At 43.0% G+C, this 19,961-nt stretch carries 15 protein-coding genes and 1 tRNA gene; 14 read left to right on the top strand and 2 right to left on the bottom strand.

The window, feature by feature from the left end; genetic code table 11:
• Positions 1–133: 133 nt before the first annotated feature.
• From tlpA to rhaA, 8 genes are all read left to right on the top strand, one after another.
• Positions 134–2,122, top strand: coding sequence for a methyl-accepting chemotaxis protein TlpA (gene tlpA / locus QF06_RS13935; RefSeq protein WP_003243846.1), 1,989 nt, complete (start codon positions 134–136; stop codon positions 2,120–2,122).
• Positions 2,123–2,244: 122 nt separating this feature from the next.
• On the top strand, positions 2,245–4,233 hold the full coding sequence (gene mcpA / locus QF06_RS13930; RefSeq protein WP_438821146.1) for a methyl-accepting chemotaxis protein: 1,989 nt from the start codon (positions 2,245–2,247) through the stop codon (positions 4,231–4,233).
• Between the two features lie 112 nt (positions 4,234–4,345).
• A complete protein-coding gene (tlpB, locus tag QF06_RS13925) occupies positions 4,346–6,334 on the top strand; it encodes a methyl-accepting chemotaxis protein (protein WP_038828460.1) in 1,989 nt (662 codons plus the stop codon).
• 135 nt (positions 6,335–6,469) lie between these two features.
• Complete coding sequence (locus tag QF06_RS13920; protein ID WP_038828462.1) at positions 6,470–8,539, top strand: bifunctional rhamnulose-1-phosphate aldolase/short-chain dehydrogenase; 2,070 nt, start codon at positions 6,470–6,472, stop codon at positions 8,537–8,539.
• Positions 8,540–8,595: 56 nt separating this feature from the next.
• A complete protein-coding gene (gene rhaR, locus QF06_RS13915) occupies positions 8,596–9,372 on the top strand; it encodes a rhamnose catabolism operon transcriptional regulator RhaR (protein WP_009968057.1) in 777 nt (258 codons plus the stop codon).
• Between the two features lie 4 nt (positions 9,373–9,376).
• Positions 9,377–10,834, top strand: a complete 1,458-nt coding sequence (gene rhaB / locus QF06_RS13910) for a rhamnulokinase (protein WP_041850597.1) — start codon at positions 9,377–9,379, stop codon at positions 10,832–10,834.
• Positions 10,835–10,851: 17 nt separating this feature from the next.
• Positions 10,852–11,166 carry an L-rhamnose mutarotase gene (rhaM, locus tag QF06_RS13905; protein WP_021480470.1) on the top strand — a complete coding sequence of 105 codons (315 nt, stop codon included), beginning with the start codon at positions 10,852–10,854 and terminating at the stop codon, positions 11,164–11,166.
• A gap of 25 nt (positions 11,167–11,191) precedes the next feature.
• Positions 11,192–12,466, top strand: coding sequence for an L-rhamnose isomerase (gene rhaA, locus QF06_RS13900; protein ID WP_043940183.1), 1,275 nt, complete (start codon positions 11,192–11,194; stop codon positions 12,464–12,466).
• A 40-nt stretch (positions 12,467–12,506) separates the two neighbouring features.
• On the opposite strand, the gene iolU is transcribed toward rhaA, so the two are convergent.
• Positions 12,507–13,493, bottom strand: coding sequence for a scyllo-inositol 2-dehydrogenase (gene iolU / locus QF06_RS13895; protein WP_041850599.1), 987 nt, complete (start codon positions 13,491–13,493; stop codon positions 12,507–12,509).
• Between the two features lie 181 nt (positions 13,494–13,674).
• Here iolU and QF06_RS13890 point away from each other — a divergent pair, with 181 nt between their 5' ends.
• The 3 genes from QF06_RS13890 to QF06_RS13880 all read left to right on the top strand — a co-directional run bounded on the left by QF06_RS13890 (position 13,675) and on the right by QF06_RS13880 (position 15,943).
• Positions 13,675–14,841 (top strand): AI-2E family transporter, encoded by a 1,167-nt coding sequence (locus tag QF06_RS13890; RefSeq protein ID WP_021480467.1) that lies wholly within the window; start codon positions 13,675–13,677, stop codon positions 14,839–14,841.
• 92 nt (positions 14,842–14,933) lie between these two features.
• Positions 14,934–15,764 carry an undecaprenyl-diphosphate phosphatase gene (locus QF06_RS13885; protein WP_014477785.1) on the top strand — a complete coding sequence of 277 codons (831 nt, stop codon included), beginning with the start codon at positions 14,934–14,936 and terminating at the stop codon, positions 15,762–15,764.
• Between the two features lie 106 nt (positions 15,765–15,870).
• Positions 15,871–15,943: transfer RNA gene (locus tag QF06_RS13880), tRNA-Ala, on the top strand.
• Between the two features lie 106 nt (positions 15,944–16,049).
• Here the strand turns inward: QF06_RS13880 and cdoA are convergent.
• On the bottom strand, positions 16,050–16,535 hold the full coding sequence (cdoA, locus tag QF06_RS13875; protein WP_041850600.1) for a cysteine dioxygenase: 486 nt from the start codon (positions 16,533–16,535) through the stop codon (positions 16,050–16,052).
• A gap of 493 nt (positions 16,536–17,028) precedes the next feature.
• Here cdoA and QF06_RS13870 point away from each other — a divergent pair, with 493 nt between their 5' ends.
• The 3 genes from QF06_RS13870 (at position 17,029) to QF06_RS13860 (ending at position 19,945) form a co-directional block, all read left to right on the top strand.
• Positions 17,029–18,564 (top strand): MFS transporter, encoded by a 1,536-nt coding sequence (locus tag QF06_RS13870; RefSeq protein ID WP_041850601.1) that lies wholly within the window; start codon positions 17,029–17,031, stop codon positions 18,562–18,564.
• A 160-nt stretch (positions 18,565–18,724) separates the two neighbouring features.
• Positions 18,725–19,573: an exo-glucosaminidase LytG gene (lytG, locus tag QF06_RS13865; RefSeq protein WP_031315317.1), complete on the top strand. Its 849-nt coding sequence runs from the start codon at positions 18,725–18,727 to the stop codon at positions 19,571–19,573.
• A 108-nt stretch (positions 19,574–19,681) separates the two neighbouring features.
• A complete protein-coding gene (locus QF06_RS13860) occupies positions 19,682–19,945 on the top strand; it encodes a YiaA/YiaB family inner membrane protein (protein ID WP_003222348.1) in 264 nt (87 codons plus the stop codon).
• Positions 19,946–19,961 lie beyond the last annotated feature (16 nt).

Genomic DNA, 19,961 nt, shown 5'->3' with positions numbered 1-19,961 from the left:
TAAACAATAATAAAGTCCTAGTTTAACAGGTGAATTTAGAACTATTTTTCATTTTTTCCTCCATTTTCAATGTAATTTAAAGGAAGATCCGCCGATATAATTTGTAAATTATTGAAAGAAGGTTCAAAAGGAAATGAAAAAAACACTCACCACTATTCGCAGATCATCAATTGCAAGGAGACTTATTATTTCTTTCCTGCTGATCTTAATTGTTCCGATAACCGCCCTTTCGGTTAGCGCTTATCAATCAGCAGTTGCCTCACTTGATGTACAGATGACGCAAAGCGCAAAGGAAAATGTTCAGATATTAGATCACATCATTGATGATAAAATCAGCACTACTGAAAAAAGCCTCGCATATTTCAGCGATTGGGCTACAGCAGAAAAATTTCAGGATAAAAAGAAAACAGAGCTGAAACAGGAATTTAAACAATTTATCCAAATGAATGATAATGTCGCTGCGGTATTTTCAAGCGGCAAAGACGGGGACTTCACACGTTATCCGTACGCTGACATGCCAAGCGACTTTAATGCTTTGGAACGAGATTGGTACAAAGAAGCAATGGCCAATAAAGGCAAAACAATTGTCACTGAGCCTTATGAATCGATTTCATCAGGAAAAATGGTCGTCACCATCGCCCGTCAAACGGTGGATGGGTCAGGCGTTGTCGCCATTGATATGAAAATTGATGACTTAGTCACTACCGCGAAAGGAATCAATATCGGAAAAGAAGGCTATGCTTTTATTTTGAGCCAAAACAAGAAAGTCATCGCCTACTCCGGAGAAAAAGCGGGAACAGAGCTAAAAGGGGACTGGGTTGATAAGCTCTACAAGGATAAAAGCGGGGACTTTGAATATACGTACAAAGGCAAAAAGAAAAAAATGGCATTTGCAACAAGCCAAACAACAGGCTGGAAAATCAGCGGCACGATGTATGCAAACGAGATTCACGATGCTGCAAGCAGGGTTCTGATCATGGCTTCAATCGTTCTGGCGATTGCCATCGGAGCTGGAATGACGGCGATTTATTTTGTGATTCGATCCATCACAAAGCCATTGAGACGCATTGTCGCATCCGCTGAAAAAATTAGTGAAGGCGATCTAACCGAAACGATTGAAATCAATTCAAAAGATGAACTCGGCGTTCTGAGTGAGAGCTTCAATCATATGGCACACTCGCTTCGCTCGCTCATTCACGGGATCAAAGACTCAGTAGAACACGTTGCCTCCTCGTCTGAAGAGCTGACTGCATCGGCAGACCAGACAAGCAGAGCCACTGAGCACATTACGATGGCTATCGAGCAATTTTCAAACGGCAGTGAAAGCCAAAGCGAGAAAATAGAAACGACAACCGAACAAATTAATGAAATGAATGACGGATTGGCAGAGCTGGCGCGGGCTGCAGCAGTGATTACAGAAACATCCGCAGATTCAACCGAAGTGTCAAGCAAAGGGGAGACACTCGTCCAGAAAACAGCCGGCCAAATGAACACAATTGACCATTCCGTAAAAGCAGCGGAACAAGTGGTGAAAGGGCTGGAGATCAAATCAAAGGATATCACGAATATTTTGCGTGTCATCAACGGCATTGCGGATCAAACCAATCTTTTGGCTTTAAATGCCGCCATTGAAGCTGCCAGAGCGGGTGAATACGGCCGGGGCTTCTCAGTCGTCGCTGAGGAAGTGAGAAAGCTCGCGGTACAGTCGGCTGACTCAGCAAAAGAAATTGAATCGCTGATCAGTGAAATAGTAAAAGAAATTCACACATCACTGAACGTGCTTCAGTCCGTAAACAAAGAAGTTGAAACAGGGCTTGTCATGACGGATGAAACTAAACAGAGCTTCAAACATATATCGCAAATGACCAATCAAATTGCTTCCGAGCTGCAAAACATGAATGCGACGGTTGAGGAGCTGTCAGCGGGAGCTCAAGAAATTTCCGCAGCTTCAAATGATATCACTGCCATTTCTAAGGAAAGCTCGGATGGCATCCAAGATATCGCCGCTTCAGCTGAGGAACAGCTGGCATCCATGGAGGAGATTAGTTCATCTGCACTGACGCTTGAAAGAATGTCTGAAGAACTCCGTGATCTGACAAAACAATTTAAAGTAGACAAATAATAGGTCTAAAATACTATTTATTTATGGGAAATTAGTTACTTTTGTTAAATTTCTTCTTTTTTGCTGTATATATTTACCCATTTCCAGCCGATATGAAGGGTAGCATAAAAAAGGAGAAATGAATGATGAAAAAAATACTCCAACTCATAAAACAAAGATCAATTACACGGAAGCTTCTCGTTTCCTTTCTGTCGATCCTCATCATACCGGTTGTCATATTGGCGATCTTTGCGTATCAATCGGCTAGCAGCTCACTCGACAGACAGATGATGGGGAGCGCATTGGAAAATGTACAGCAATTAAACGAAATCATTAACACCAGCATCGGCGAAAAAGAAAACAGTGCTGATTATTTCAGCGAATGGCTGACAAAAGAGAAATACAATGCAAAAAGCAATGCAAGCATTGCAGAGAAATTCTCACAATATATCAGCATTAACAAGGATGTAGAATCCATTTATACAAGTGACACAAAAGGGCACTTTATCCGCTATCCGGATCTTCCGATGCCAAGCGGCTATAATCCGGTTGAACGCGACTGGTACAAAAAAGCGGTTGCAAATAAAGGGAAAGTCGTGATCACAGACCCTTATAAAACCGCGTCGACAAATACGATGGTTGTGACAATCGCCCAGCAGACAAAAGATGGTTCAGGCGTTATTGCAATCAACATGACGATTGAAAATCTGCTGAAAACAACCAAAAAAGTCAACATCGGCACACAAGGCTACGCATTTATCATGACGAAGGACAAAAAAGTTGTCGCACACCCGAATGAAAAATCAGGAACTGAATTAAAAGGCGACTGGCTCGATAAGATGCTGAACGCTGATAAAGGCGATTTTCAATACACCATGGATGGCGATAAGAAAAAAATGGCCTTTGACACAAACAAGTTGACGGGATGGAAGATCGGCGGCACCATGTATTTGGATGAAATCCATGAGGCAGCCCAGCCTGTCCTTCACCTTGCTTTAATTGTCTTGGCCGCAGCTATTATCATAGGGATTATCGTCATGACATTGATCATTCGGTCGATTACAACACCGCTGAAACAGCTTGTCGGTTCCTCTAAGCGGATCAGCGAGGGAGATTTGACGGAAACCATTGATATCCGTTCAAAAGATGAATTGGGCGAGCTCGGCAAAAGCTTTAACAATATGGCGTCGTCACTTCGTTCTCTCATACACGCCATCCAGGATTCGGTAGACAATGTTGCCGCTTCCTCTGAGGAGCTGACTGCATCAGCTGCGCAAACGAGCAAGGCAACAGAGCACATTACATTGGCGATTGAACAATTTTCTAACGGCAATGAAAAACAAAACGAAAACATTGAAACGGCAGCAGAGCACATTTATCAAATGAATGACGGGTTGACGAATATGGCTCAAGCTTCTGAAGTGATCACTGATTCATCTGTTCAATCGACAGAAATTGCAAGTGAAGGCGGCAAGCTTGTTCATCAAACCGTCGGCCAAATGAATGTCATTGACAAGTCCGTTAAAGAAGCGGAGCAAGTCGTACGCGGATTGGAAACGAAATCGAAAGATATTACAAACATTTTGCGTGTGATCAACGGCATCGCAGACCAGACGAACCTGCTTGCCTTAAACGCAGCAATTGAAGCAGCGCGCGCAGGCGAGTACGGCCGCGGCTTCTCCGTTGTAGCGGAAGAAGTAAGAAAACTGGCAGTACAGTCAGCAGATTCAGCAAAAGAGATTGAAGGATTAATCATCGAAATTGTGAAGGAAATCAATACATCACTCGGCATGTTCCAATCTGTCAATCAAGAGGTGCAGACAGGACTTGACATCACAGATAAAACAGAAATAAGCTTCAAACGCATTTCTGAAATGACGAACCAAATCGCCGGCGAACTGCAAAATATGAGTGCGACGGTTCAGCAGCTTTCTGCCAGCTCCGAAGAAGTTTCGGGAGCGTCTGAGCACATTGCATCGATTTCAAAAGAAAGCTCAGCGCATATACAAGATATCGCGGCGTCAGCTGAAGAGCAGCTAGCTTCCATGGAAGAAATCAGCTCGTCTGCAGAGACCCTTTCCTCTATGGCGGAAGAGCTTCGGGATATGACCAAACGATTCAAAATTGAATAATAAGCCTTAACACCCAAGCTTTTGCGCTTGGGTGTTTTTTTTAGTTTTTTTATTAAACCTTTTATCCTAGTTTGACGATATTAGATTTATCTTAAAGGAGGAGTCAACGAGAATGGGAAAATTCATACAATGGATCAAACAGCCATCGATCAGCAAACCGCTAATCGCTGCGTTTCTGGCAGTGCTTATTTTGCCGGTTGGGGTTTTAGCATATTTCAGTTATCAATCAGCTTGGAACGCGTTAGACAGAGAGCTCATAAGCAGTGCGAAGGGAAATGTTGAAGAACTAAACAGTACGCTGCAAAATAAATTAGAAGATAAAGTAAAAGCAATAGATTATTATAGTGAGACAGTTGATAAAGACATATTGTTAGGCAAAAACAAAACATTACTGAAAGAGAAATTTAAGCAGTACACGACACTTAACGACGATGTAGGCGCAATCTATGCTGCCTCAGAAGATAAGAAGCTTTATAAATATCCGGATAGCGGTGTTCCGAAAGGTTTCGATCCGACAGGACGTGACTGGTACAAACAGGCGGTTGCGGAAAAAGGACAGGCTGTTTTCTCAGAACCGTATACCGATGAAGCGACAGGAGATATCGTTGTCACAATTTCAAAACAATTAAAAGACGGTTCAGGGGTTATAGCGCTAGATTTAAACCTGGATGAAGTGCTTACTGCATCAAAAAGAATCAAAATCGGTAAAGAAGGCTTTGCATTTATTACGACAGGCAACAAAAAATATATCGCTCATCCGACCATTAAGCCGGGGACAACCGGTTCCGGCGATTGGACAAACCAAGTATATTCCAAAAAAGAAGGCTCATTTGAATATACATTCGAAGGCAAAGAAAAGAAAATGGCCTTTACGACAAATAAACTGACTGGCTGGAAAATCGCGGGCACATATTTTGTCAGTGAATTGCAAGATGCTTCAAGCCCGGTGCTGAACACTGCGGTTATCATTCTATGCGTGTCAATAGTAATCGGCGGCATACTCATACTCTATATTATCCGTGCCATCACCAAGCCGTTAAGAAAACTTGTCTCAACGTCTGCAAAAATCAGCAGCGGAGATCTCACAGAAGTCATTGACATTCACTCGAAAAACGAGTTTGGCCAGCTTGGCGAAAGCTTTAATGAAATGTCTGCATCATTGCGTTCTGTAATCGGCGTTATTCAAACGTCTGTAGAAAACGTCGCTTCATCTTCTGAGGAGCTGACAGCAAGCGCAGCCCAAACAAGCAAGGCAACTGAACATATTACACTTGCCATCGAACAGTTCTCAGATGGCAACGAGGCACAAAGCGAGAAACTGGAAACAAGCTCAAATCATCTTTCTCAAATGAACGAGGGGATTTCAAAAGTGGCTCAGGCCTCTTCAACCATTACGAAATCATCGATTCAGTCCTCTGAGGCAGCGGGCAGCGGAGAAAAGCTGGTGGAGCATACAGTCGGCCAGATGAAAACAATTGACCAATCCGTTCAAAAAGCGGAAGCGGTTGTGAAGGGCCTTGAAACAAAATCGCAAGACATCACAAGCATCTTGAATGTGATTAACGGCATTGCTGATCAAACCAACCTGCTTGCATTAAATGCTGCGATTGAGGCGGCAAGAGCGGGAGAATACGGAAGAGGTTTCTCAGTAGTTGCGGAAGAGGTTAGAAAACTTGCTGTACAATCAGCAGACTCCGCCAAGGAAATTGAAGGATTAATTCAAGAGATTGTCAGGGAAATCAGCACCTCACTTACAATGTTCCAATCCGTGAATCATGAAGTGAAAGAAGGCTTGCAGATTACGGATCAAACAGCGGAAAGCTTTAAACAAATCTATGAGATGACAACCCAAATTTCCGGCGAATTGCAAAACTTGAACGCGACGGTTGAACAACTGTCAGCCGGATCACAGGAAGTGTCAAGTGCTGTTGAAGATATTTCAGCAGTGGCGAAAGAAAGCTCAGCAGGCATTCAGGATATCGCAGCTTCGGCGGAAGAACAGCTTGCGTCCATGGAAGAAATCAGCTCTTCAGCGGAAACGTTGGCAAACATGGCGGAAGAACTTCAGGACATTACGAAGAAATTTAAAATTGAATCTTAATAAAAAAAGAAAGCGGCATATCTGCTGCTTTCTTTTTTGTCGAAAACAAAAATAAACAAAAACAATTCAAAAACAAACAGAAATCATATATAATGAAAACGGATACAAATAAAAGGGTATGGGGGAATATCAAATATGGTGAAACATATATGGGATTCAGAGCGAGCTGCACAGCTGCCTAAAGGTGTAGAGGAATTGGTGTACAGGTCCAATCTGATCGGGTCAGACCGCACTGTCTGCAACTGGGGCGGGGGGAATACATCTATGAAAACAACGGAAAAGGATTTTAGAGGCCGTGAAATAGAAGTCATGTGGGTAAAAGGAAGCGGTTCGGATTTGGCAACAATGAAAGCGCATAACTTTTCCGGTTTGAAATTAGATGATATCCGCCCGCTGATTAAAAGGGACCAAATGCCCGATGAAGAAATGGTAGACTACCTGTCTCATTGTATGACAGACAGCAAACATCCCCGCCCTTCAATTGAAACGCTATTACACGCTTTTTTGCCATACAAACATGTTGACCATACCCATCCAGATGCGATTATCAGCATATGCTGTGCGGATAATGGAAAACAAATCGCTGAAGACATTTACGGAAATCGGTTTGTATGGGTGCCATACGTCCGTCCTGGATTTACTTTGTCTAAAATGATCGCTGAAGGCGTAGCAAACAATCCCCACGCCGAGCTTGTATTAATGGAGAAACACGGCTTAGTCACTTGGGGAGAGACGTCTGAAACATGTTATCAAAAAACGATATCCATCATTCAAGAAGCCGAGCAGTATATTAACGATCGTATCAATCAGCATGAGGTATTCGGAGGCAAAAGGTATCAGCCGCTGCCGGAGGATAAAAGAAAACAAATCTTGGCAGGCATCATGCCTGTGATCAGAGGAGCAGTAAGTGAAGAAAAGAAAATGATCCTTTCCTATGATGATCATGACGATGTCTTGGAATTTGTAAACAGTGTCCAAGCGCCAGCACTTTCGCAAATCGGTGCGGCATGCCCGGATCACCTTGTTCACACAAAACGGGTTCCGCTGTACATTGATTGGAATCCGGAAACTCAAGATGTGCACAAGCTTGCGGATCTGATCAAGTCAGGAGTCGAGACCTTTACATCAGAGTATCAGGCTTACTTTACACGCAATCAGCAGGATGGGGATCAAATCTTTGAATCCGCCCCGCGGGTGATATTGATTCCTGGAATCGGAATGGTGAATACAGGAAAAAGTTATGCGATGTCTAAAGTAAGCGGGGCTTTATATCGGAGGGCCATCGCCGTAATGAAAGGAGCAACCGCTCTGGGGCAATTTGTTTCTTTACATGAAAATGAATCCTACCATGTCGAATATTGGCCGCTCGAACTATATAAACTCACGCTGGCCCCGCCGGAAGCAGAATTTTCCCGAAAAGTAGCGCTGATAACTGGAGGAGCCGGCGGAATCGGCAGTGCGGCATGCCGCCGATTTGCAGCTGAGGGAGGGCACGTGATCGTAGCTGATCTGAATATAGAAGGCGCACAGAAAATTGCCGGGGAAATAAACGATGCATACGGAAAAGGACGGGCAATGGCTGTCAAAATGGATGTGACAAAGGAGGAAGACGTACAGTCAGCTTTTGAACGAGCGGCGCTTGCTTACGGCGGCATTGATATCGTCGTCAATAATGCCGGGCTGGCCACATCAAGCCCATTTGACGAAACAAGTCTAAAAGAATGGAATCTTAATATGAATGTTTTAGGAACAGGCTATTTCCTTGTAGCCCGTGAAGCGTTTAAACAGATGAAACATCAAAATAGAGGCGGAAGCATGGTATTTGTCGGATCGAAAAATTCGGTTTATGCGGGAAAAAACGCCTCTGCCTACAGCTCTGTTAAGGCGCTTGAAACCCATTTAGCAAGATGCATCGCAGCAGAAGGCGGAGAATTCGGCATTAGGGTCAACTCCGTTTTGCCTGATGCAGTTCTTCAAGGATCGGCAATCTGGGGTTCAAGCTGGCGTGAGGAACGAGCCGCGGCGTACGGGATTGAACCGGATCAGCTGGAGGAACATTACCGGAAACGGACAGCATTGCTCGTCAATATTTACCCGGAGGATATTGCCGAAGCCATTGCATTCTTCGCTTCTTCCAAAGCCGAAAAAACAACGGGCTGCATGATCACGGTAGACGGCGGCGTCCCTGCTGCTTTTACGCGTTAGATATATGCTATGATAAAAATATAAGACGGACTACGATATGAGGAAGGGCGTTACCGATGCTAGTAGCAGAACGGCAGCAAAAAATAGTGGAAATAGTAAATATGCGTTCAAGCATCCGCGTTTCCGAATTAAGTGACATTTTTTCAGTCACAGAGGAAACCATTCGGCGTGATCTTGAAAAGCTTGAAAAAGAACATAAACTGAGCCGGAGCCACGGAGGAGCGGTCAGTATTCAGCAGAAGGAATCAGAAATTCATTTTTCTGAACGGGAAATCACGAATGTCATCGAAAAAAAAGCCATCGCTCACGAAGCGGCCAAATATGTAAAAAGCGGAGACCGAATCATTCTCGATGCAAGCACAACCGCTTGGTACATGGCAAAAATACTCCCTGACATTGAGCTCACCGTGATTACAAACTCAATGAAAGCAGCTATTGAACTCAGTAATAAAGAAAACATATCAGTCATTTCAACAGGCGGCATTTTGCTGGAAAAATCATTATCATTTGCCGGCCCGTTAGCAGAGCGTTCACTTGAGACCTATCATGTCAATAAAACCTTTCTGTCATGTAAGGGATTTGACGTACACAACGGGATGAGTGATTCAAATGAGTGGCAGGCGCTGCTCAAAAAACGGATGATCGAAAGGTCGGACCAGACCATTTTGATGGCCGATTCAAGCAAATGGGGGAACCGCGAGTTTTCACATATCGCCTCGCTGCAAGATGTCAGCCGCCTTATTACGGATTCTGGACTTGATCCGGCATCGGTAAAAGCTCTTGAGGACAAAAAGGTGAAGGTGACAGCTGTTCCTCTTTCGAAGAGAGGGTGAAAGGATGATTTATACTGCCATTGATGTAGGCGCATCAAGCGGGAGAATCATGGTAGGTGAACTGAATGAAGGGAAGCTTGACATACAAGAGATTCACAGGTTCGCTAACGGTTTCAGTCAAAGAGACGGGCATTGCTTATGGGATATTGATCATTTGCTAAAACAAATCCTGCAAGGACTGCAAAAAGTAAAGACGCTTGGGTATGAACACTGCACCGTAGGCATTGATACTTGGGCAGTTGATTATGTCTTACTGGACGAAAAAGGCGATCGGTTGCGGGAAGCAATCTCCTACCGTGATAGAAGAACAGATCACACAATAGACAAACTGGAACATACCCTCTCAAAAGCTGCAATTTATCAAAAAACAGGAATACAATTTCAGCCTTTCAACACGATCTATCAATTGTTTGAAGAAGACCGTGAGCTGCTGAAAAAGACAGACAAAATTATGATGATTCCTGATTATTTAGGCTATTGTTTAACCGGAAAAGCTGTAACGGAAATCACAAACGCGTCCACAACACAGCTTTTAAACGTCTCAACGGGAAATCTTGATCCTGAATTGCTTGAAGCCGTGTCTGTTCTGGAACAGCAATTTGCGCCGCTCACTGAACCGGGGTGTGAACTCGGGAAGCTAAGAAATGAGTGGTTCCCGGATTATGATCTCCCGGTGTGCAAGGTGATGACAGTCGCAACACATGATACGGCCTCGGCCGTCATTGCGGCGCCAGGCGTAAATGATGGCTGGGCGTATATCAGCAGCGGAACATGGTCGTTAATCGGGGTTGAAAACAAAACACCGATAATAACTGATCTTGCTTTAGAAAACAACTATACAAATGAACGCGGCGCAAACAATACCATTCGCTTTCTCAAAAACATTATCGGCATGTGGGTGATACAAGAAGTCAAACAGCAGCTACAAGCAGATTATTCTTTTCAGCAGCTTGCAGAAGAAGCCAAAAAAACAGAACCATTCCAGCAATTTATAAACTTAAATGATAAACGTTTCCTGAATCCAGAAAACATGATAAAGGAAATACAACATTATTGCGGACAAACCCGCCAAAAGATTCCCCGTACTGCAGGCGAACTTGCCTGCTGCATCTACAGCAATTTAGCCATCATCTATGCGATAGCCATCAAAGAGCTCGAAACAATCACAGAAAAACCGATCGAGCAATTTCATATCATCGGCGGCGGAGCCCGGAATGATTTCTTAAATCAATTAACGGCAGACATGAGTGGAAAAGCGGTATATGCAGGGCCGATAGAGGCAACTGCCACCGGAAATCTTTTGATGCAAATGATTGCTGCCAAAGAAGTCAAAGACATAAAAGAAGCCCGGCAAGTCGTCAGAAATTCCTTTCCGATCAAAGTGTTTACACCTAAAGACATTGACAGAAGCACCATCATTCAGTCCTTTCAGCAAACCGTTTTGAAAGCGCTATCTAAATGATGAAGAGGTGAAAAGGTTTGAAAAGAAAAGCCAGTATCATGTTTGTCCATCAAGACAAGTACGAAGAATACAACCAGCGGCATGATGACATTTGGCCTGAGATGGCAGAAGCACTCAAAGCTCATGGAGCCCACCATTATTCCATTTTTCTAGATGAGGAAACAGGCCGGCTTTTTGCATATTTAGAAATAGAGGATGAAGAGAAATGGAGAAAGATGGCGGACACGGAAGTTTGCCAAAGATGGTGGAAATCGATGGCGCCATTAATGAAAACAAATTCGGATTTCAGTCCTGTTGCGATAGATCTAAAGGAAGTTTTTTATTTGGATTAAAAAACTGATAAAGGGAGAGAGCCGTATGACCATAAAAGCCAATTATGACAGTGCAAAACAGGCATATGAAAAATGGGGAATTGATGTTGAAGAGGCGCTTCGGCAATTAGAGCAAGTGCCCATTTCGATCCATTGCTGGCAGGGTGACGACATTGAAGGCTTTGAAGTAAATAAGGGCGAGCTTTCAGGCGGAATTGACGTGACTGGCAATTATCCCGGAAAAGCGCAAACTCCTGAAGAATTAAGAAGAGATTTGGAGAAGGCTCTTTCTCTCATTCCTGGAAAGCACCGCGTAAACCTGCATGCGATATACGCAGAAACAAACAGGGAAGCGGTAGAACGTGACGAATTGAAGCCGCAGCATTTTGAAAACTGGGTGAAATGGGCAAAAAACCTTGGTCTCGGTTTAGATTTTAATCCAACCTTGTTTTCGCATGAGAAAGCGGCTGACGGACTCACCCTTTCACACCCTGATCCGGACATCAGAGAATTTTGGATCAGGCATTGCATCGCTTGCCGCCGTATCGGGGAATACTTCGGGAAAGAATTAGGAACACCTTGCTTGACGAATATTTGGATTCCCGACGGCTATAAGGATATCCCGAGTGATAGGCTGACACCGCGTAAAAGACTAAAAGAATCACTGGATCGGATCTTCTCAGAGGAGATCAGTGAACAACATAATCTTGATTCAATCGAGAGCAAGCTGTTCGGGCTTGGCTCCGAATCATATGTTGTCGGATCTCATGAATTTTATTTAGCTTATGCTTTGACGAATCATAAGCTTTGTTTACTTGATACAGGCCATTTCCATCCGACTGAGACGGTATCGAACAAAATCTCGTCCATGCTGCTTTACACAGACAAGCTTGCCTTGCACGTATCGCGGCCTGTTCGTTGGGATAGCGACCATGTAGTGGTTTTGGATGATGAATTGAGAGAAATCGCTCTTGAAATTGTACGAAATCATGCTCTTGAGAAGGTCGCCATCGGTCTGGATTTTTTCGATGCCAGCATTAACCGTGTAGCCGCCTGGACCATCGGAACGAGAAATATGATCAAAGCTTTATTGTATGCCTTGCTTCTCCCGAACGGATATTTAAAACAATTGCAGGAAGAGGGCCGCTATACAGAAAGGCTGGCCCTGATGGAGGAATTCAAAACATATCCTTTCGGAGCCATCTGGGATTCCTACTGTGAGCAAATGGGCGTTCCGGTAAAAGAGGCATGGCTTCATGACATCAAAGAATATGAGCAACAGGTGCTTTTAAAAAGGAAGGCATCTTCTCCGATTGTCTAATAAAAAATCCGCCGCGGCATTTGCACGCGGGCGGATTTTTTTAAGCTTGATCAGCAGGGTATACAATCCCCATTTGCTTTCTTGCTTCTTCCATAATTTTTGCGGTGGTCAAAGACCGTTCAAATGTATTTTCTTCAGATTCCAGCTTATTCTCTTTTATGAGTGTGACAAATTCTTCTGCTTCATAGAACATCGCCGGTTTAGGATCAGGGATCGCGATGTTTTCAAGGCGGCCGTCCCGGTAGCGGATTTCAACACGTTCAGGCCGGTGAATTGTATCGATTACAATCGTCCCGTCTTCACCCTGGATTTCCGCTGGGGCATAGGAAGTAGAGATTTTGGAATGCATCAGAACGGCTTCGAACCCGTCGTAAGACAGAATGACAGTTCCTTCTCCGTCCACTCCGGAAGATAAAGCATATCCGTTTGCTTTTACATCCTTTGGCTCGCCAAACAACACAACAGCCGGATAAATACAATAGACGCCAATATCCATTAATGACCCATTGGAAAGCTCAGGCTGAAACGCATTCAAAACAGTTCCGCTTCTGAACGCGTCATATCGTGAGGAATACTGGCAGTAGCTTGCGGTAAATCTGCGGACAGTGCCGATTTTATGCAGGTGTTTTTTCAGCTCTTTGAAATTCGGCAGGAAAGTGGTCTTCATTGCTTCCATGAGAACAACACCGTTTGCCTTAGCCGCTGAGATCATCTCTTCTGTTTCTTTTGTATTCGAAGCAAACGGCTTCTCACAAAGCACATGCTTGCCATGGTTCATAAAGAGAACGGCTTGTTCTTTGTGAAGAGCGTTCGGGCTCGCTATGTATACGGCATCAAAGCAATCGCTCGCCGCCATTTCCTGAAGGTCTGAGAAGGCATGCGCAGCGTTGTGTTTAGCAGCAAACTCGCCAGCGCGTTCAGCCGATCTTGAATAAACAGCAGTCAGCTGAAAATCTTCGATATCCGCTGCTGACTCAAGAAAGCGGTCTGTAATCCAGTTGGTTCCTATTATTGCAAAACGTATCACTCGTATCGCTCCTTTTGCATGATATAGCTAAATTATAGCTTAAAAAGAACAAAATCACATGATAGATATAAATAGAATGTTAAAACCGAGAAAGCTTTTCCAGCAATTAACGGTTTTTATTTTTCATTATAGGGACGATAGTGTACAATTTAATTAAACTATGTATGACGGAGGAACGATAGTGGAGACGTTGCAAACATGGAGCGGCAGATTCAAGCGATTCTTCTTGGATAATAAGTTTGTTTTATTTTTGCTTGTGCTGCTGCTGATTGGTTTAAATATTCTAGTATTTACAAAAACATCATTTATTTTCACCCCGATTATTGTTCTGCTCAAAACGATATCACTTCCGATTATTTTGACAGGCATTGTTTTTTATCTGTTAAACCCAGTCGTCGATTTTCTGGAGAGAAGAAGAATAAGAAGAATCTATTCTATATTGCTGCTATATCTATTGGTTATCGGGCTGATCACGATCACGATCGTGTCGATCATTCCCTTCTTAAAAGAACAAATTATGAGTTTGATTGACAATATCCCAAGATATGTGGACGTCGTAGAAAATCAGACGAAACAGCTGATCGGCAGCAACTTCGTCAATCAGGCCCAGCAAACGATGAACATTAATATATCTGATCTTGCTACAAAGGTTTCGGATCAGGCAGCGACGATCGTGAACAGCACCTTTACCGGTGTTGGGAATTTTATCGGCGCACTGACTGAGATTATCATTTCGATCGTCACGGTTCCGTTTATTCTATTTTATTTGCTAAAAGACGGAAGAAAATTACCGGTCTACATACTGAAGTTTGTGCCGACTCGATTGAAAGAACAGACATATACAGTCTTAAGCGAAATGAATCATCGGTTAAGCTCTTATATCAGAGGCCAGATCATTGTCAGCTTCTGTATCGGGTTTTTGCTGTTTATCGGTTATTTGATTATCGGGCTGGATTATGCTTCATTGCTTGCAGTCATTGCGGCTTGCACAAGCATCGTTCCATATTTAGGGCCAACGATTGCCATTACGCCTGCGATTATCATTGCCATAGTGACATCGCCGCTCATGCTGCTTAAGCTGGTGATCGTTTGGACGATTGTTCAGCTGATTGAAGGGAAGCTGATCTCTCCGCAAATTATGGGAAAAAACCTTCACATCCATCCGATTACGATTATTTTTCTGCTGTTAACAGCCGGCAAGCTGTTTGGTGTTGTTGGAATCATTCTTGCCATTCCTGGCTATGCAGTTGCCAAAGTCATTACGACACATTTATTTGACTGGTTTAAAATGCAGTCACATTTATACGATGAAGAAAAAAATGAAAATACGTCGGGTCATAAAGTGTGATTTTCGTTTATAGTTATATAAGACGGGCTTTCCATTTATGGAAAGCTCCCGTTATGTAAAAAAATAAATGTCTAATGGGGAGAATCAAAATCATGACTCTATGGGAATTGTTTGTAGCCGCCATTTTAGGAATCGTAGAAGGATTAACAGAGTACGCGCCGGTTTCTTCGACAGGACATATGATCATAGTAGACGACATCTGGCTTAAATCAAGTAATCTGATGTCAGAAGAAGCTGCTAACTCATTCAAGGTGGTTATTCAGCTAGGCTCCATTTTAGCAGTAGCTATCGTGTTTAAAGACCGAATTTTAAATTTACTGGGCTTGAAAAAAAATATTACAAGCGACCAGGAGCAGGGACATAAATTAAGCATTGCCCAAATTGCCGTCGGACTCGTGCCTGCAGCTGTTCTCGGCTTTTTGTTTGAAGATTACATTGATGAATATTTATTTTCCGTTAAAACTGTGGCCATCGGTTTAATTGCCGGGGCAATCCTGATGCTTTTTGCTGACTGGGTCAATAAACGGAAAACAGCGACAGACACACTCGACCGCATTTCCTATAAACAGGCGATAGCCGTCGGCTTATTCCAATGTCTTGCCCTTTGGCCGGGTTTCTCGCGTTCGGGTTCAACCATTTCCGGCGGTGTTATTCTCGGATTAAACCACCGAGCTGCAGCCGACTTTACGTTTATTATGGCGATGCCGATCATGATGGGAGCCAGCTTTCTAAGCCTTGTGAAGCATTGGGACAGCTTAAGCTCGGATCTGATGCCGTTTTTCATCGTCGGCTTTATCTGTGCCTTTGTGGTCGCACTGTTTGTCGTCCGTTTCTTCTTAAGGCTGATTAACAAAATCAAACTTGTCCCATTTGCAATCTATCGAATTATTCTCGGTGTGATTTTACTTTTGATCATGATGTAAGTCGAAAATAAGGCTCTTTTACGAGCCTTATTTTTTCTGTCAATTCAAGAGGAAACAGCTTGTTTTTCAAAATAAAATCATCTATAATAAACATGACGTTACATACGGGGCCATAGCTCAGCTGGGAGAGCGCTACGCTGGCAGCGTAGAGGTCAGGGGTTCGAGCCCCCTTGGCTCCATACCTGTAAACCCTTATTCTATAAGGGTTTTTTTGTTTTGAGGAAAAGGTTTCATTCTCTGAATCCTCCAGTTGAGCGAAGTCAAAGTGAGCAGCTTATCTGTCAATCATGAATTTTCCAATACCTCCTTTTGTTCCTCAAAGACCATCATGTCTTCCAAAGGAGGGGAGTAGACATGAAGAGACACCATTCGTTCAGATGTTGGATTGGACATTTTGTGAATTAAACCTTTGGTTGAAATAAGGCATTCTCCTTCGTGGACAAAGTATGAATTGGAGAGTTCTGCGTGTTCGCCGGCTGAGCGATAAATAGAATTAAGAAGCTTTCCTTCTAACACCATTGCACAACCAATGGATTGACCATGATCGTGTACTGCTGTCTCCTTGTTTGGCGGAATGTTAATCACGATAATTTCCAATTCATTATTTCGATAGATGGCATTTCGGCCGTAAGCGTATTGGTCTGGTTCCTTAATATACGGTTGACTCAATTTTGCTGCGTTTGGAATTTGTTTTAAAGACTTTGCTAAATCTTTAACCGATGGATTTTTCAAGCCGCTAAAAATGTCTTGGATACACTCATACAGTTCCATTCGTTTTTGCCTCCCGGAATATTTAGAATTTCCTTACATTGGTATTTCATAGGTTAATTCATGGTATTTACCCATATACAATTTAGAGGCGGCAAACGCCCAGTAAACACAAAAAAATGTGCGGCCAAAATGTTGTCTTATCACCAACTTATCCGAGTTTATTAGTGGGTTGAAAGGGTTAAAACGGTCTGCTTTAATTCGCTTGAGGGAACGAGCAGGGATTCATAAGTGCAGTTCTAGACACAATATCGGGGAAAAGCTTTCAAGATTGCTATGTTGTGCTTGAAATTTACTCCATTGACAAAACACAATCGATTTGAAATAATATTTGATTATATGCTCATTCATTCACATAATTATAATAAAATAATATCATTTCCCCTGAAAGGGAGAATATTAGAATGAAAGCTAATGGTATGCAAAATCTATTAGCTTCTTTTGTTTTCAAAAAATGATGTGTTTCGCATGTATTCATATAGGAAGGGATGACAACATGAAGACAAAACACTATTGGGTGATTTCTTTGCTCGCCGTCTTAGCGGTCGGGCCGGGATTGATGTCTAACACGGCATTGTCGTCAGTTCAAGGCCTTGTTCAGAAAGCGGTTGGAACAAGTGTCTTTACATCAGTAAATCCGATATTGATCGGCAATATGGCCTTTGCCTTGTTAGTTCCGGTAGGACCGCTGCTGAGGAAAAAATTCGGTGCTCGTCCCGTCTATCTGGCTTCATTACCTGTCTTTATACTAGGTTCACTGCTCATCGCATGTTCAAGCGATGTTGCATGGATGGCGGCAGGACGCTTTTTACAGGGAGCGGCAACAGGTGTCATGCTGATGATTATGATTCCAATGCTTGTACTGTCATTCCCGATTGAACGCAGGAATTATGCACTGCTTGTGCTGATCGGGGGATTCTATGGTTCTGTTATCATCGGCACAATCCTCGGAACCATTGCAACAAGCTGCGGGCATTGGAGATGGCTGTTTTTCATCTTTGGCACCTTGTCCCTGATCGGTGTCGCGGTGAGCTATTTCTTTCTTCATGACGAGCATCACGGGGCGTCGGATCAAGAACAGCCGCTTGATCATGCGGGAATTCTTTTATCTGTTTTCCTTGCCGCAGCCTCAGCGGTTTCATTCATTTTTCTGCAAAAATGGGGGCTGTCATCGGGTTATGTATGGATTGGTTTCGGGGTGACGTTATGTTTGCTCATTGGTCTATTGATTGTGGAATATAAAGTGAAAAACCCCTTCATATCTATTAAACTGATGCTGCTGCCAAAACCGGTGCTTGGCTTATTGATCATAGCTGCAGGGACGATAACGGTAGCTGTCAGCCTGTCTGCTTTTCAAGGCTTGCTCCGTCAAATGTATGATATTTCTCAGGAGCATCTCATTTTTTTAAACTTGACTCTTTTAATCGGAGTGGCGATCGCGGCCATTTTAAGCGCTCTGTTATACGATAAAGTCGGACCAGGGATGCTCGGTATTATCGGCGGACTCATTCTCGTCTTTGTGAATTTTCAATGGCTGCATATGCAGGATCGATCATCTCTTTATATGTTCGCGGCACTGTTTATCATGCTTGCAGCGGGAACAGGCCTGACAGTCGCCGCAGGGCTGATGGGAGCTGCCATGGGAGGCCCGCTGCCTGATTTGGTCAAGAGAATGACAGCTGTTCAGTTTTTAAGATTGTTTGTCTATATGGGAGTTCCTATTCTCATCGGCTTTTTCACGAAAAAAGATGCTGCCAGACAAAGCGGTTCGGTACAGGATTCTATGATGACTGCTTATCATGATCTCTTCTTCATTTCTTTTATCCTTAGCGTGCTGCTCGTCTGCCTGTCATTTTGTATGAATGCCACTGGAATGGGGCACAAGCTGGCACATAAACCACATGATAAAGCGAAAGCAGCTCCGGAAAAACCGGCCGTTTCAGCAGAAGGTTTGTCGAAGGCAACTGTCAAATCATATAAAGTAATAAATGATACGGAATATCGTAATGCACTCAGAAATTTACAAAAATAGAAACATGGTAAAAACCTTTTCATTGAGCGAAAAGGTTTTTATTTTGCAATCTTTTCCCAACTTTATCCCTAAAGAATTGAAAAATATTAGAAGTGCAAGTAAAATTCTAAAAGGTAGATTCTTTTACATTCGTAATCTTTTAATTCGAAGGAAGGTTTTCATGGCCCGTAAAAAACTTAAAAAACGTAAACTCTTGATTTCACTATTTTTCATTGTATCGATTCCGCTAGCTCTGTTTGTTTTAGCGACAACTTTATCAAAACCGATTGAAACATCCAAAGAAACTGAAGAAATCGATGAACAGCAAGTATTTATAGACAGTCTGTCCGGACATGCCCAAATTTTGTATGAAAAATACCATGTTCTCCCCAGCATCACAATTGCTCAGGCCATTCTCGAATCGGACTGGGGGAACAGTGAACTGGCTGCTAAGGCCAACAACCTTTTTGGCGTAAAAGGGAATTATAAAGGCCATCATGTCACGATGGAAACGGACGAAGTTGAAAAAGGGAAAAGAAAAACCATTCGCGCGAAGTTTCGAAAATACAGCACGTTTTTTGAATCTATGGATGATCACGCCCAATTGTTCGTTCGTGGCACATCGTGGAATAAAAAGAAGTATAAACCGGTGCTTGAGGCAGGGAATTATAAGGAAGCGGCAACCGCCCTGCAAACATCAGGATATGCTACAGATCCTGACTATGCTGACAAAATCAGCGCTATTGTGGAAAAATACGATTTAGATGAGTACGATGAGGTAAATCCATCCCTCAAATCTGTGGATTTAAACGCCTCTATTAAAGACAGTGCCGTTCAAGACGTATGGTCCAAGCCCTCTACTGATGATCGGTCCATAAGGCTTACCTCTGCCCAATCTTACGTCGGCAAAGACATAAAGGTTGTGTCTAGAAAACAGAAAGGCCAGTCTGTATGGTACCAATTCCAAATCAATGATAAACTTATCGGCTGGATTGATGATTCAGCTGTTGAAATAAAGGAGGCAACCTAAGCCCTTTTTACTGGTATTTTTAATTCTTTGTTCCATTACGGGGAATTTGAGGTATAATATTCCACGGAAGTTATCACTTTTTAACTATGCTTTCGGGAGGGAACAAAGGTGCAGAAATATAGACGCAGAAACACGGTTGCCTTTACAGTATTAGCTTATTTTACTTTTTTTGCGGGAGTATTTTTGTTTAGTATCGGACTCTATAATGCTGATAACCTGGAACTCAATGAAAAAGGTTATTACATCGCTGTTATGATACTTGTAGCAGTTGGTGCGATTCTTACACAAAAAGTAACCCGTGATAACGCGGAGGATAATGAAATCATCGCGGAACAGGAAAAAAGACAAAATCAATCTCATATCGAATCATAAAAAATCCGGCGACTGC

The organism is Bacillus sp. YP1 (assembly GCF_000877815.1).
GTDB lineage: Bacteria > Bacillota > Bacilli > Bacillales > Bacillaceae > Bacillus > Bacillus subtilis.
Note: the sequence above shows the minus strand (reverse complement) of the source record. Positions and strands in the feature narration are given on the sequence as shown.

Coding starts and splice junctions, on each gene's coding strand:
- tlpA (WP_003243846.1), top strand. CDS start 134: ATGAAAAAAACACTCACCACTATTCGCAGATCATCAATTGCAAGGAGA.
- mcpA (WP_438821146.1), top strand. CDS start 2,245: ATGATGAAAAAAATACTCCAACTCATAAAACAAAGATCAATTACACGG.
- tlpB (WP_038828460.1), top strand. CDS start 4,346: ATGGGAAAATTCATACAATGGATCAAACAGCCATCGATCAGCAAACCG.
- QF06_RS13920 (WP_038828462.1), top strand. CDS start 6,470: ATGGTGAAACATATATGGGATTCAGAGCGAGCTGCACAGCTGCCTAAA.
- rhaR (WP_009968057.1), top strand. CDS start 8,596: ATGCTAGTAGCAGAACGGCAGCAAAAAATAGTGGAAATAGTAAATATG.
- rhaB (WP_041850597.1), top strand. CDS start 9,377: ATGATTTATACTGCCATTGATGTAGGCGCATCAAGCGGGAGAATCATG.
- rhaA (WP_043940183.1), top strand. CDS start 11,192: ATGACCATAAAAGCCAATTATGACAGTGCAAAACAGGCATATGAAAAA.
- QF06_RS13885 (WP_014477785.1), top strand. CDS start 14,934: ATGACTCTATGGGAATTGTTTGTAGCCGCCATTTTAGGAATCGTAGAA.
- cdoA (WP_041850600.1), bottom strand. CDS start 16,535: ATGGAACTGTATGAGTGTATCCAAGACATTTTTAGCGGCTTGAAAAAT.
- QF06_RS13870 (WP_041850601.1), top strand. CDS start 17,029: ATGAAGACAAAACACTATTGGGTGATTTCTTTGCTCGCCGTCTTAGCG.
- lytG (WP_031315317.1), top strand. CDS start 18,725: ATGGCCCGTAAAAAACTTAAAAAACGTAAACTCTTGATTTCACTATTT.